Raw genomic sequence first — 13,543 nt, 5'->3', positions numbered from 1 at the left:
CTGCGTGGGAATGCCTCAAGGGACGCTCCGCGTTCCAATTCGCGAAAGGGACGCGGAGCGTCCCGGGCTGCATTCCCACGCAGAGCGTGGGAACGATCTTCGGCAGGGTGTATTCATGACAAACCAACATTTATTCCTCGGCATCGACTGCGGCACCCAAGGCACCAAAGCCATCATCCTCGACGCCGTCAGCGGTCAGGTGCTGGGCCAGGGTGCTGCCGCCCACACTCTGATCAGTGGCGCCAACGGCCGCCGCGAGCAAGACACCGCCCAATGGCTGGAAGCCTTCGCGCTTGCCACCCGCCGCGCATTGCTCGCGGCGAAGGTCGACGGCCAGGACATCCTTGGCATCGGCGTTTCCGGCCAGCAACACGGGCTGGTGCTGCTCGACGATCAGGGCCAGGTGCTGCGCCCGGCCAAACTCTGGTGTGACACCGAATCCACCCCGGAAAACGACCGTCTGCTGGTCCATCTGGGTGGCGAAAAAGGCTCGCTGGAACGCCTCGGCGTAGTGATCGCGCCGGGCTACACCGTCTCCAAACTGCTCTGGACCAAAGAACAACATCCGCTGGTTTTTTCCCGGATCGCCCGCATCCTGCTGCCCCATGATTACCTCAACTATTGGCTCACCGGGCGCAGTTGCAGTGAATACGGCGACGCCTCGGGCACCGGGTATTTCAACGTGCGTACCCGCCAATGGGACTTGCAGCTGCTGCGGGATATCGATGCCACCGGACGACTGCAAGCTGCGCTGCCGGAGTTGATAGACGCTCATCAAGCCGTCGGCACGATCCTGCCGAGCATCGCTGAACACCTGGGTATCAACCCGCAGGCGCTGGTCTCCAGCGGCGGTGGCGACAACATGATGGGCGCCATCGGCACCGGCAACATCAAGCCAGGCGCTATCACCATGAGTCTCGGTTCTTCGGGGACGGTGTACGCCTATGCCGACCAGCCGAAAGTCAGTCCGGACGCTTGCGTCGCAACGTTCTGTTCCTCCAGCGGTGGCTGGCTGCCGCTGATCTGCACGATGAACCTGACCAACGCGACCGGGGTGATTCGCGAACTGTTCGAGCTGGATATCGAACAGTTCAACGACCTCGTCGCGCAAGCCCCCATCGGTGCCGAAGGCGTGTGCATGCTGCCATTCCTCAACGGCGAGCGCGTCCCCGCCCTGCCCCATGCCACCGGCAGCCTGCTGGGCTTGTCCATGACCAACCTGACCCAGGCCAACCTGTGCCGCGCGGTGGTCGAAGGCACGACCTTCGGTTTGCGTTATGGGCTGGACCTGCTGCGGCAGAATGGCTTACAAAGCCGCAGCATTTGCCTGATCGGCGGCGGCTCGAAAAGCCCGGTGTGGCGGCAGATCGTCGCCGACATCATGAACACCCCAGTCATCTGCACCGAACAAAGCGAAGCCGCGGCCCTTGGCGCCGCGATTCAGGCAGCGTGGTGCAAGTCCTGGGAAAGCGGGCATGAAGACAGCCTGGAGGATCTATGCAAACGCTGCGTGAAGCTCGATCCAGCCAGCGAAACCTTGCCGATCGCCGACAATGTGGCGGCCTGTCAGCAGGCCTACGAACGCTATCAACAGCATGTCGCAACCCTTTAAAGAGTAAATAACTATGTACCTGGTGTGTGGCGAAGCGCTGTTCGATTTCTTCAGTGAAGAGGACGCCAGCGGCCTGGCGTCAAAAGTGAATTTCAAGGCGATTGCCGGCGGCTCGCCGTTCAACGTGGCGGTGGGTTTACGTCGTTTGGGGGTGGATGCGGCGCTGTTTGCCGGCCTGTCCACCGACTACCTCGGTCGGCGCTTGCAGCAGGTGCTGCAGGATGAAGGTGTGCGCCCGGATTACCTGGTGGATTTCGCAGCGCCTACGACTCTGGCGATGGTGGCGGTCGGGGCCAATGGTTCGCCGCATTACAGCTTCCGGGGTGAAGGCTGCGCGGATCGTCAGCTGAAAACCGAGCATCTGCCAGAACTGGGATCTGAAGTGCGCGGCCTGCACATCGGTTCGTTTTCGCTGGTGGTACAACCGATTGCCGACACGCTGTTGGCCTTGGTGCAACGGGAAAGCGGTAAACGCTTGATCAGCCTGGACCCCAACGTGCGGCTCAATCCTGAGCCAAGTATCGATCTGTGGCGCTCTCGGGTTGCCACCTTGGTTGAGTTGGCCGACCTGATCAAAGTCAGCGATGAGGATTTGAGCCTGTTGTACCCCGAGCAGGATCCGCAACGGGTCATTCAAGGCTGGCTGCAGCATCGCTGTCAGTTGGTATTTCTGACCCGTGGTGGCGAGGGGGCGACGGTGTTCAGTCGCGCCCATGGTTCATGGTCGGTACCGGCGAGTTCAGTGAAAATCGCCGACACCGTGGGCGCGGGCGATACGTTTCAGGCGGCATTGATTACCTGGCTGACGGAGCAGCAGCTGGATTCGGTTGAGGGCGTGCAGCAACTGAGCCGTGAGCAGATCGACGGCATGCTCAAATTTGCAGTGCAGGCGGCAGCGCTGACCTGCAGTAAGACCGGGCCGGATTTGCCGTATCGCCATCAGTTGGATCTTCGCTGAGGCTGATGGCCTCCTCACGACAGGCGGCATTCAGTCGGGTTAACCATCGCTTAACCCCGCGGTCCAAAACTTTACTGGACCGCACGCCCTCAGAGTTCTCTGACGCCCAGTGCGGCAGGTTCGACGCTTGAACGTCGAGCTTACTTCAAGCCTGCATCGGAGATCGTTCATGAACATGCGCACCTTGCTGGTTACCAGCGCTCTCGCCTGCACCGCGTTTGCCGGTCTGGCCCAGGCCAATGACACTTCGAGCTCCCAGGCGGTGCCATACCACTATGGTATGCCGCTGCACGTGGGCAAGGTCATTGCCTTGACCGAACCGTCGACACAGGACTGCCAAGTGGTCACAGCCGACATGAAGTACATCGATAGCACCTCGGGCAAACCTGCTCAAATCTCATACCGTAAACTTTCTGACGCCTGCAGTTATCAGAACTGATTGAACGGTCTGATCGAACTGGCGCTGGGTCTGGTGATTTTCCAGACCTGGCGTGCGTCGGTGGAATTCGAAGCCGCGGGTTAAAGCGCTTTTCTGTCTGGATGCAGAGCCTGGGCAATGGTTTGGTGCTGCATGTCAGAGCGCAGCCCGGCGATCAGGTCATTGATTTCGCGGCAACCATTTAGCCTCTTGGCATTTATTCCGGTCACCATGAGATCGAGATGGTCGGTTTCCCGATCGGAATACACCTTCACGGTCATCGACAGGTCCGGCGACAGCGTGCATTGACAACGTTTCGGCAAAAAACTGCTTTCAATGATATTGCGAAGTTCCAAGGCAGAAAGAAACATGGTGACCCCTCTCCTTAAAGTGAGACTGCCAAACGACACTATCGAAACTGACGCAAGGAAATCCCCCGATCAGCTTAAGACCAGCTACAGCATAAAATACGCCTTGGATTTCGCACTGCAGCTCATCGGTAAATCAACGATTTAGCGAAACTAGTGCCAAACGGCCTCATGCGACCTGCAAGGCCGGCCCATTGTGCCGCTGGAATTGGCACACCTCCTTGAGTTTGCATTCACAGCTGACGGCAGTAAGAATGCGGCCTGGCAATCAGTATCTGCTGACACCACTCACAAGCAAGGAGGCAATCATGGGTTCGTTGATCCACATCAATACCGTTGGGCTAATAGTTGCTGGCCTGTCGTTCGCTGCGCACGCCGCGAAACTCGAAGAGGTCGCCCCATTCCCCAAAGCTGACAGCGGTTTCACCCGCCAGGTCATTCACCTTGCCCCACAGACTCAGGAAGACGACTACCAGGTCGAAATCCTCGCCGGCAAAACCCTGGCCGTCGACTGCAATCGCCAACGCCTGGGTGGCATTCTCGAGGAGAAAAACCTCGAAGGCTGGGGCTACCCGTTCTACCGACTGGAAAAAGTCATCGGCCCGATGAGTACGCAGATGGCCTGCCCGGACGGCAAGAGCAAAAAGGACTTTGTACCGGTGGTCGGTGACGGTTTCCTGCTGCGCTACAACAGCAAACTGCCGATCGTGCTCTACGTGCCTAAAGACGTCGAAGTCCGCTACCGGATCTGGTCGGCGTCGAGCAAGGTCGAGAAAGCCGTCCAGGAATAACCGTTCTATCCCGTTACAGGAGCGCCAATTTGATTACCTGCCACGTCAAATATGTGATCGATCCGTATCAACTCAGCGAGTTCGAAGCCTACGCCAAAGCCTGGCTCGGCATCGTCGAACGTTTGGGTGGTACGCACCACGGGTACTTCCTGCCTTCCGAGGGCGCGAGCAATATCGCCTACTGCCTGTTCAGCTTTCCTTCGCTGGCAGATTACGAAAGCTACCGGCATATCGCGATGACCGACGCCGAAAGCGCCGCGCTCGTAGCTTCGCTGGTCGAAAAGAAGTTTATCGTCAGCTATGAGCGGACCTTCCTGCGCCCGCTGCTGGCCTGACACTGCTCACGCCGGGACGTCGCTCAATGCGGCGCGCTCGGCCACATGACGCAAACTGTCGAAATTGATATTGGCGCCCGAGTCGATCGCGACCAGCGTCTGACCACGGGCGCCGGTCTGCGCTACGTATTTCTTGATGCCGGCCACGGCCAAGGCGCCGGAAGGTTCGGTGATCGAGCGGGTATCGTCGTAGATATTCTTGATGGCGGCGCAGAGTTCGTCGTTGCTGACCGTCAACACTTCATCGACGCAAAACTGGCAGACCTCGAAACCATAAGCACCGATCTGGGCGACGGCGACACCGTCGGCGAAAGTGCCTACGCTCGGCAGGACAACTCGCTCGCCAGCCTGTAATGCCGCGGACAAACACGCGGAATGCTCCGACTCGACACCGATGATGCGGACTTCAGGTCGCAAGTATTTGACATACGCTGCAATGCCCGCGATCAAGCCACCTCCGCCCACCGGGACAAAGATTGCATCCAGCGGACTTTGATGCTGACGCAGGATTTCCATGGCGACGGTGCCCTGACCGGCGATCACATCCGGGTCGTCGAAAGGCGAGACAAAGGTGCGACCGGTTTGTCGTGCCAGGTTCAGCGCATAGTCCAGGGCAAACGGAAAACTCTCGCCGTGCAGCACGGCGTCAGCCCCCCGACTGCGAACACCGAGCACCTTCAATTCCGGTGTCGTGCGCGGCATCACAATGGTCGCGGCGATCCCCAATTCACGTGCTGCCAGCGCTACGCCCTGGGCATGATTGCCCGCCGAAGCGGTGATCACGCCGCATGCCTTTTGCTCATCGCTCAACTGCACCAGTTTGTTGTAGGCACCGCGGATCTTGAAGGAAAAGGTCGGTTGCAGGTCTTCGCGCTTGAGCAGGATCTGATTGCCGAGCGCCTCGGACAACGCTGGCGCCGGTTGCAGCGGCGTACGCACCGCGAGCTCATACACGGGCGCGGCGAGGATCTTTTTCACGTAATGCTCAAGCAAGGTTTGCTGGGCTGTGCTGCTGCTCATGGTCGTCTCCTGACGTTGATCGAAAACCCAGGAGGCAGAAAGTAAAAACCCGCCTCTAGGGCGGGTTGGGTGCTGCAGTCGTGAGCTAGCCCGCCAAATAAGGAATGGCGGTAATAATGCTTGGCTGGCAGCGCAATACAGTGGAAGTCATGCCCGGAAATTAGCCGGGCGTTGATGGCAAGTCAATGGCCAATTTTACTCGGCCTCTGTAGGCTGGCGACTCTACTCATCATCCCAAGGAAGGAAACATGAAGTCTGTCGCCCTGCCCCTCATTGCCTTGATCGCGTTCGCCGGCTACACCGTTTCGGTGATGCTGCAAGCCGAACAGTCATTGATCGATTTCGGCATCGGCCTGATGTCGCGCCCCGACACGGCGCAGGTGGTGATTGATTTGTACCTGCTGGCGACGCTCGCGGGCATCTGGATGTACTCGGATGCGCGCAAGCGCGGATGGTCGGGGTGGTCGGTGGTTCCCTACCTTTTGATCACCGCTGTTTTCGTCTCCATCGGGCCGCTGGTATACCTCGTGGTCCGTGGCCTGCAGGATCGGAGAACGGCCGTCACTTCGCCAACCGTCTGAGCCCCAGCACCATCATTCCAGCCCCCACTATCATCGCGCTCAGAAACAGCGGATACGAAACCCACCATGGCACGCCCGCCGTCATCATGCTGAACTCGGACATGCCGCCGATACTTGCAATCAGGTTCAGCGGCAGAAACACCACATTGATCAACGTCAGTTTGCGCAGCAGGTTGTTCATGCTGTTGTTCATCAGGTTGCCCCGGGCGTCGATCAGCCCGGAGAACACTGTGGAGTAGATTTCCGCCTGCTTGTAGCACTGGTTGTTTTCGATGATCAGGTCGTCGATCAGGCCAATGGCTTCGGCGCTGAAATGTTCCTTGGCGGCGTGATTGCGCAACCGGGTCAGGACGGCGCCGTTGCTGTGAATCGCGTTGATGTAATAGATCAGGCTTTCGCTGAGGTTGAACATCTGGATCAGGTGCTGGTTCTGCATCGACGCGTTGAACTTCTGCTGCAACTCCCGGGCAACCAGTTTGATCACCTTCAGGTGGCCCAAGTAGTGATGGATGTTGTTGAACAACAGGTCGAGCAACACATCCAGCGGCGTGTTCAGAGGTTGGCGCAGGCCGAGGCCGCTGAGCGGCGAGTCGTCGGTGGCGATCACCAGCAAACGGTGCTCGGAAAACAGCAAACCGCAGGACGACACTTCAAAAGCCAGGCTGCCGGCACCGGAATAGTTTTCCGGGCGTTTCCAGATCAGGAACAGGTTGTCGGGGTGAAACTCGATGCGTGACACCTCGTCGGGGTCCAGGGCCGAGGCCAGGGCGTGTTCATCGAGCTTGAAATGGCTGTGCAGCAAGTCCCGCTCGGCGGCGTCGGGGTTGCTGAAGAGCATCACTTCGGCGTCCAGCCGTTCGACTTTGTGCAGGGCGCCGTGGATCAGTTGAAAGCTCTTGATCATCGGCCGCTCACCAGGCCTGGCCACGGCGCTTGAGTTCAAGGCGACGGACGAACTCTTCCAGCACCAGTGAATACAGATCGTCCTGCAAGTAAGCGTCTTCGATGCCAGCGTCCATGTTCGGATTGTCGTTGACCTCGATCACCACCACTTTGTCGCCGGATTGCTTGAGGTCGACACCGTAGAGGCCATCGCCGATCAGGTTCGCGGTCTTCACCGCCAATTCCACCACCGCCCGCGGCGCTTCGTGAACCGCCAGGGTTCGGCATTCACCGTTGATGTCCTGGCCCTTGGCCTTATGGTTGTAGATCTGCCAATGGCCCTTGGACATGAAGTACTGGCAGGCAAAGATGGGTTTGCGGTTGAGCACGCCGATGCGCCAGTCGTATTCGGTGTAGAAGAATTCCTGGGCCAGCAACAGCACCGAATGCTCGAACAGTTCGGCCGTGGCTTCGAGCAAGGCCTGCTGGCTTTCGACCTTGATCACGCCCCGAGAGAAACAGCCGTCGGGGATCTTCAACACCAACGGGAAACCGAGGCGCTCGCCGACCCGCTCAAAGTCTTCCGGTCGCTCTTTGTAGAGAATCTCGGTGGCGGGCATGCCTAACTGATGACTCTTGAGCAGATCGGTCAGGTACACCTTGTTGGTGCAACGCAGAATCGACGCCGGATCGTCCATCACGACCAGCCCTTCGCTCTCGGCTTTCTTGGCGAACCGGTAGGTGTGGTTGTCGACGCTGGTCGTCTCGCGGATCAACAGACCGTCGTATTCGGCAATACGTGCGTAGTCCTTGCGTTCGATCAGCTCGACGTCGATGCCCAACGTTTTGCCAACCCTGACGAAGTTGTCCAGCGCCTTGGCATTCGACGGCGGCAACGCTTCCTGGGGATCGTGCAGGATGGCCAGGTCATAACGGGCCACACGGCGGGAGCGCGGTACTCGCCAGATCTTGCGACTGAAACTGTCGAGTGAGTGGGCGAACTGATCTTCCTGATCTTCGCGTAACTTATGCAAGGCACCGGACTTTATCCCGTCAATGTGCCAGCCGTTAGTTCGACGAAACTCAACTAACAATATCGGACACGGGAAGACTTCAAACAACTGTCGCGCCAGATCCTGTAACGGCTCGATATGAGTCTTGCCAAAGTACAGCGTCAGGGTAAAACCTTCGGTGTCACTGTAAAGATGATGACTGAGGGCTTTTTCCAGGGTTTTATCCAGATCATCCAGGGCCAGGCCATACAAGGACTTTCGAGTCAGTTCGCTGATGGTCCGCACCGACGGAATTACCTTGTGTCCGCGGGCTTCGGCCAGCAACGAGCAGTAGTAGCCGTGCCCCAGGTATTTGTAGCTGCGGCATAGGTTGATCACCTGGACCCGCTTGCCCCGCTCGTCATCACGGGTTTTTTCGAGGTATTCCTGTGCCGTCACGATGTCTTCACTGGGGAAGTAGGAGGCCCAGTCTTCCTTGCGTTCGACGATGATAATCAACTGGCTGGAAGTTCTAACACCGTCATTTAAATAAGTTGCCGCCGGCAAAGTTTGCTCGGATACTTCGCGCCAATGACCCTGTACCGCTGACATAGTGATTGATCCGTTGGAGAACAAGACCTTTCCTATTAAGCACGAACTTTTTAGAAAGTCCCGTTTCGTTACGCAACTTTTACGGTGGTCATATGAATCTGGTTTTTCGCTTGGCGATGGTTGAAGACTTGCCAGCACTGCTGGAACTCGAACAACACTGTTTCACCACGGATCGGCTTAATCGTCGCAGTTTTCAATGGATGATCACCCGGGCCCACGGGCAACTGCTGGTGGCCCAGCGTGGCGAGCACTTGGTCGGTTACGCCGTGGTGCTGTTTCACCGGGGCACTTCGCTGGCGCGCCTTTACTCGATTGCGATCGCCACCGACGCGCGCGGCAGCGGCCTGGGCAAACAATTGCTCCAACGCATCGAGGCCTGCGCCCTTGAGCACGACTGCGCCTACCTGCGACTGGAAGTGCGCATCGACAACCCGGCAGCCATCGCTTTGTACGAGCGCAATGGTTACCGACGCTTCGCACTGATTCACGACTACTACCAGGACCATACCGACGCGCTGAGGCTGGAGAAGCGCATCCTCCAGCACCGCGACTCGCGCAACATCAAGGTGCCCTGGTATCAGCAGACCACCGATTTCACCTGCGGCCCGGCCTGTCTGCTGATGGGCATGGGCGCACTGCAAGCGGATCGCGTGCTGGAGCGGCGCGAAGAACTGCAGATCTGGCGCGAAGCGACCACCGTGTTCATGACTTCCGGCCATGGTGGCTGCAGCCCTCAAGGCTTGGCGCTGGCGGCATGGCGACGGGGTTTTGGGGTGCGTTTGCAATTGAGCATGGCCGGGGCCCTGTTTCTTGATGGCGTACGCGATGCGCATAAAAAAGAGGTAATGCGGTTGGTACACGAGGAATTCACCACGCAGCTACAGGAAACTGATGTGGAGCGAGTGATCGGCGGACCACTGAACCTTGCACGGTTACTGGACGGTGGCGGACAACCGCTGGTGCTGATCAGCAGCTATCGACTGACCCGTTCCAAATCGCCGCATTGGGTGATCGTCACCGATTGCGATGAAGAGTTCGTCTACCTGCATGACCCGGATGTCGATCACAGCCAGCATCGCCAACCCATGGACTGCCAGCATCTGCCGGTCAGCCATGGCGAATTCGACAAGATGAGCAGCTTCGGACGAGGCAAGTTGCGCGCGGCAGTGGTTCTGTACACCCGATCATGAGCGGCTACAGGGATGCGTTACTTCAGGCCGATCCTGTACAGGCCGCCGTCGTCCTCATCGGTCAGCACATACAAATACCCGTCCGGGCCTTGCCGCACATCGCGAATGCGCTTGTTGAGTTCGCCCAGCAATCGCTCTTCGTGAACGACCTTGTCGCCATCGAACTGCAAGCGAATCAACTCCTGGCTCACCAGCGCGCCGATAAACACGTTGTGCTGCCAGGCTTTGAAACGGTCAGCGTCATAGAACGCCATACCGCTGAGGCCGGGGGACTTTTCCCAGACGTGGCGCGGGCCGACGGTGCCTTCGGCGGTCTTGCCCGTGGCTTCCGGAATCGGTTGGCCGGAGTAGTTGATGCCATGGGTTGCCATCGGCCAGCCGTAATTCTTGCCACGCTCGATGATGTTGATTTCATCGCCTCCCTGGGGACCGTGTTCGTTTTCCCAGAGGGTGCCGGTCCAAGGGTTGAGCGCCGCGCCTTGCGGATTGCGCTGGCCGTAGGACCAGATCTCCGGGCGTACGCCAGCCTGACCGACAAAAGGGTTGTCATCCGGCACCTTGCCGTCCGGGTAGATCCGCACGACCTTGCCTTGCAGCTTGTCGAGGTCCTGAGCAGTCGGACGGTCATTGTTCTCGCCAAGGGTGATGAACAGATAGCCGTCGCGGTCAAACACCAGGCGCGAACCAAAGTGGTTGCCGACCGAAAGCTTGGGTTCCTGGCGGAAGATCACGTTGAAATCCTTGATGGCGGTGAGGTCGTCAGAGAGACGCCCACGCCCGACCGCCGTCCCGGCCCTGTCGCCCTCACCGCCACCTTCTGCATAAGACAAGTAGACCGTGCGGTCTTGCTTGAAGTCGGGCGACAACGCTACATCCAGCAAGCCGCCCTGCCCCTTGGCCCAAACCTTTGGCACGCCACTGAGCGGAGCGGACAGTTTGCCATCGGCGCTGACCACCCGCAGATTACCGGGCCGTTCGGTCACCAGCATTCCTTGGCGATCCGGAAGAAACGCCAAGGCCCAGGGATGTTCAAGCCCCTTGGTCATGGTCGTCACCTCAAGGGTGCCCTGTTCGCTTTTGAAATTCTGGGTCGGCGCCGCGAAAACCGGCGCCGTGACGGTGATCAGTGCGCTGGCACACAGAGTGGCCAGAAGGGTTGTACGCAACATGCACGATTCCTTTTGTCGTTCGAATGGCTGGCAAGAACGCTGTCGTGCCGTTCAACGGTTGCTGGTGTTTGCGTCTCGATGAGGTGGATTGGGAATGAATTTCGGTGGAGTGGCGGGAGGCGAGCGATCCTGGGGATAGCGGTTGCCGATGCCACCATTGTCCAGCGTCGGAGGGCGCGGCACGGGCACTGTGTTTGGCCCACGAATGACCGGCGCGCCGGGTTGCGTGCCTTGCATGCTGTTGGGATTGGCCCGGCGAATCGGGCTGTTGTAAGGATTGCTGGAGTTGCCCGTCGGGCTCTGGGCCAACAGCAATGAAAAAGGTGGCGATGTGGTGTCAGCCTGGACCAGATTGCTCAGCACGCCACTCAAGGCCAACGCGGTGCAGCCGAGCACAAATCTGTTCATGGGGGAGCCTCTCGACATCAGGGGGATTGGAACTTCGATATCACGCTACGCCCGGGGTTCGGTTTTGTTAACTAAAACCTCCTGGGCAAGATGTAACACGAAGTTGAGGACGCCGTTCATCCCCCGCTGGACCGGGCCGCAAGCCACTGAAACTTTTACGCCAGGACACAGGTCACCTGAACATCACTCGCGAGAAGACGACCATGGCACGGGCAATCTGGAAAGGCGCGATCAGTTTCGGTCTGGTGCATATCCCTGTGGCACTGGTCTCGGCGACGTCCTCGCAAGGGATCGATTTCGACTGGCTCGACAGCCGCAGCATGGACCCGGTGGGCTACAAGCGCATCAACAAGGTCACCGGCAAGGAAGTGACCAAGGAACATATCGTTAAAGGTGTGCAGTATGAAAAGGGCCAGTATGTGGTCCTCAGCGAAGAGGAAATCAAGTCGGCGCACCCGCTGTCCACGCAGACCATCGACATCTTTTCTTTTGTCGACAGCGAGCAGATCCCCCTGCAAAACATTGATACGCCCTACTACCTCGCGCCGGACAAACGCGGTGGCAAGGTCTATGCGCTGTTGCGCGAAACGTTAAGCCAAACCAATAAAGTCGCCCTGGCTCATGTTGTGCTGCACACGCGCCAGCACCTTGCGGCTTTGATGCCGCTGGAGTCGGCGATGGTATTGGTGATGCTGCGCTGGCCTGCCGAAGTGCGAAGCCTGGATACGCTTGAGTTGGGCAGTGAAGTCACCAAGCCCCAACTGGCCAAGGGTGAGCTAGAGATGGCCAAACGACTGGTTGAGGACATGAGCGCAGACTGGAGCCCCGAGGATTATCGCGACAGTTTTGAAGACAAGATCATGGCGCTGGTGGAGAAAAAGGCCAACGAAGGAAAAATCGAAGCTGTCGAAACGGCAACTGGTGAAGAGGAGCGTAAGACGGCGGATGTTATCGATCTGACCGAATTGCTTAAACGCAGCCTCGGCGGTAAGAGCACGGGCAAAACGAAGCCCGCTGCGAAACCCGCCGTAAACAAAAAAGCCACGAAGACTTCTCGTGGCTGATTGAAAGTTTGCGGTGAATATTACTGCCCCATCGCGAGCAGCCTCGCTCCCACAGGTGATCGCGATTAACTGTGGGAGCGAGCCTGCTCGCGATGGCGTTATACGCCGCAACAGATCATTCAGATCAGTACAAAAATCGCCAGCAATCCGCCAAAAATCGCCCACTTTTCGAGGTAGTAGAGCTTGCGGTTACGCTTCTTCAACGCTTTGCCACGCAGGCGAATCTTGTAGACCTTGGCGAACAAGCGATTGAGACCGCCGGTCTTGTCACCCGCATCGTTCGGCGCGCCCGCCGCCGACATCACATGACGGCTGAACCAGCCATTGAACGCCGCCGCCCAGCGATACTTCAACGGCCGCTCAACATCGCAGAACAGAATGATGCGGTTCTGCCCGGTGGTGTTTTCGGCGTAATGAATGAAGGTCTCGTCGAACATGACCGCCTCACCGTCGCGCCAGTGGTAGTTCTCGCCATCGACGTTGATGTAGCAACCGGCATCGTTCGGGGTTTCCAGGCCCAGGTGATAGCGGTAGGAACCGGCGTACGGATCGCGGTGACGCACCAGCTTCGAGCCCGGCGGCAGCTCGGCGAACATCGCAGCCTTGATCGAGCCGATGCTTTGCACCAATTCGGTTGTGCGCGGGCAAAGTTTCATCGCCGATGGATGGCTGTCGCCGTACCACTTCAGGTAGAAACGCTTCCAGCCCGTCTTGAAGAACGAGTTGAAGCCGACATCGTCGTATTGATTCGAGCGCTTGATCTCCCCGGCCCTGAGCAGGTTCTGGCCCTCGGCGCGAATTTCTTCCCAATGGTCCTGCAACGGACTGAGATCGGGAAAGTCGGCCGGGTTGAGAAAAGGCTTGTTGGGGATTTTCGAGAACATATAAAGGAAGCAGTTGATCGGCGCCAGAAACGTCGAGTGGTCGCTCAGTTGGCGCCCCAGCTTGTGGCGCACACGTCCGCGCAAGTGGACGTACGCGATGGATACAACATATATAGCGGCAATGATCAATTTCACAAAAATCGTCACACGTCAGAAGTGAACAAACTGCGTCCCTTGCCGATCGATCGGCCCGAGGGTCTTGTGCAGCGTCTGAATTAACAACAGCGGTCCTGAATGGCCCGTTCTTGAGCCTGTACCG

The 13,543-nt window shown here is 58.4% G+C and carries 15 protein-coding genes; 8 read left to right on the top strand and 7 right to left on the bottom strand.

From position 1 onward, the window contains the following. Positions 1-115: 115 nt before the first annotated feature. The 3 genes from xylB (at position 116) to AC3WP4_RS02720 (ending at position 3,009) form a co-directional block, all read left to right on the top strand. The gene (xylB, locus tag AC3WP4_RS02730) at positions 116-1,612 is read left to right on the top strand and encodes a xylulokinase (RefSeq protein ID WP_102614732.1); all 1,497 of its coding nucleotides are present in this window, start codon (positions 116-118) and stop codon (positions 1,610-1,612) included. 13 nt (positions 1,613-1,625) lie between these two features. Beyond that, the gene (locus AC3WP4_RS02725) at positions 1,626-2,570 is read left to right on the top strand and encodes a carbohydrate kinase family protein (RefSeq protein ID WP_074876458.1); all 945 of its coding nucleotides are present in this window, start codon (positions 1,626-1,628) and stop codon (positions 2,568-2,570) included. Positions 2,571-2,739: 169 nt separating this feature from the next. Next, positions 2,740-3,009 (top strand): DUF2790 domain-containing protein, encoded by a 270-nt coding sequence (locus AC3WP4_RS02720; RefSeq protein WP_074876457.1) that lies wholly within the window; start codon positions 2,740-2,742, stop codon positions 3,007-3,009. An 80-nt stretch (positions 3,010-3,089) separates the two neighbouring features. Here AC3WP4_RS02720 and AC3WP4_RS02715 read toward each other — a convergent pair whose 3' ends face one another. Then, the gene (locus AC3WP4_RS02715; RefSeq protein WP_076031185.1) at positions 3,090-3,359 is read right to left on the bottom strand and encodes a DUF1652 domain-containing protein; all 270 of its coding nucleotides are present in this window, start codon (positions 3,357-3,359) and stop codon (positions 3,090-3,092) included. 305 nt (positions 3,360-3,664) lie between these two features. Here AC3WP4_RS02715 and eco point away from each other — a divergent pair, with 305 nt between their 5' ends. Both eco and AC3WP4_RS02705 read left to right on the top strand, forming a co-directional pair. After that, positions 3,665-4,147, top strand: coding sequence for a serine protease inhibitor ecotin (gene eco, locus AC3WP4_RS02710; RefSeq protein WP_102614733.1), 483 nt, complete (start codon positions 3,665-3,667; stop codon positions 4,145-4,147). Between the two features lie 29 nt (positions 4,148-4,176). Beyond that, the gene (locus tag AC3WP4_RS02705) at positions 4,177-4,482 is read left to right on the top strand and encodes an NIPSNAP family protein (protein WP_074876451.1); all 306 of its coding nucleotides are present in this window, start codon (positions 4,177-4,179) and stop codon (positions 4,480-4,482) included. A 6-nt stretch (positions 4,483-4,488) separates the two neighbouring features. Here the strand turns inward: AC3WP4_RS02705 and ilvA are convergent, their stop codons facing one another. Beyond that, a complete protein-coding gene (ilvA, locus tag AC3WP4_RS02700) occupies positions 4,489-5,502 on the bottom strand; it encodes a threonine ammonia-lyase, biosynthetic (RefSeq protein WP_102614734.1) in 1,014 nt (337 codons plus the stop codon). A 248-nt stretch (positions 5,503-5,750) separates the two neighbouring features. Between ilvA and AC3WP4_RS02695 the strand changes: the two genes are divergently transcribed. Continuing rightward, the gene (locus tag AC3WP4_RS02695) at positions 5,751-6,083 is read left to right on the top strand and encodes a DUF2834 domain-containing protein (protein ID WP_074876447.1); all 333 of its coding nucleotides are present in this window, start codon (positions 5,751-5,753) and stop codon (positions 6,081-6,083) included. Here AC3WP4_RS02695 and AC3WP4_RS02690 read toward each other — a convergent pair. Both AC3WP4_RS02690 and AC3WP4_RS02685 read right to left on the bottom strand, forming a co-directional pair. After that, positions 6,064-6,987 carry a magnesium transporter CorA family protein gene (locus AC3WP4_RS02690; protein WP_074876445.1) on the bottom strand — a complete coding sequence of 308 codons (924 nt, stop codon included), beginning with the start codon at positions 6,985-6,987 and terminating at the stop codon, positions 6,064-6,066. The two genes, AC3WP4_RS02695 and AC3WP4_RS02690, sit on opposite strands and share 20 nt — an antisense overlap. Before the next feature lie 7 nt (positions 6,988-6,994). Next, on the bottom strand, positions 6,995-8,569 hold the full coding sequence (locus AC3WP4_RS02685; RefSeq protein ID WP_076031189.1) for a RimK family ATP-grasp domain-containing protein: 1,575 nt from the start codon (positions 8,567-8,569) through the stop codon (positions 6,995-6,997). Positions 8,570-8,661: 92 nt separating this feature from the next. Here AC3WP4_RS02685 and rimI point away from each other — a divergent pair, with 92 nt between their 5' ends. Continuing rightward, a complete protein-coding gene (rimI, locus tag AC3WP4_RS02680) occupies positions 8,662-9,759 on the top strand; it encodes a ribosomal protein S18-alanine N-acetyltransferase (protein ID WP_102614735.1) in 1,098 nt (365 codons plus the stop codon). A gap of 17 nt (positions 9,760-9,776) precedes the next feature. On the opposite strand, the gene AC3WP4_RS02675 is transcribed toward rimI, so the two are convergent. Continuing rightward, positions 9,777-10,928 (bottom strand): PQQ-dependent sugar dehydrogenase, encoded by a 1,152-nt coding sequence (locus AC3WP4_RS02675; RefSeq protein WP_102614736.1) that lies wholly within the window; start codon positions 10,926-10,928, stop codon positions 9,777-9,779. 51 nt (positions 10,929-10,979) lie between these two features. Then, positions 10,980-11,336: a hypothetical protein gene (locus tag AC3WP4_RS02670; RefSeq protein WP_102614737.1), complete on the bottom strand. Its 357-nt coding sequence runs from the start codon at positions 11,334-11,336 to the stop codon at positions 10,980-10,982. A gap of 203 nt (positions 11,337-11,539) precedes the next feature. On the opposite strand from AC3WP4_RS02670, the gene ku reads away from it, so the two are divergent. Beyond that, the gene (ku, locus tag AC3WP4_RS02665; RefSeq protein ID WP_102614738.1) at positions 11,540-12,400 is read left to right on the top strand and encodes a non-homologous end joining protein Ku; all 861 of its coding nucleotides are present in this window, start codon (positions 11,540-11,542) and stop codon (positions 12,398-12,400) included. 119 nt (positions 12,401-12,519) lie between these two features. On the opposite strand, the gene lpxO is transcribed toward ku, so the two are convergent. Continuing rightward, positions 12,520-13,419, bottom strand: coding sequence for a lipid A hydroxylase LpxO (gene lpxO, locus AC3WP4_RS02660; RefSeq protein WP_102614778.1), 900 nt, complete (start codon positions 13,417-13,419; stop codon positions 12,520-12,522). Positions 13,420-13,543: the final 124 nt, after the last annotated feature.

The sequence above is a fragment of the Pseudomonas sp. FW305-20 genome, from assembly GCF_058788075.1.
This window is presented reverse-complemented; position numbering and strand designations above follow the sequence as displayed.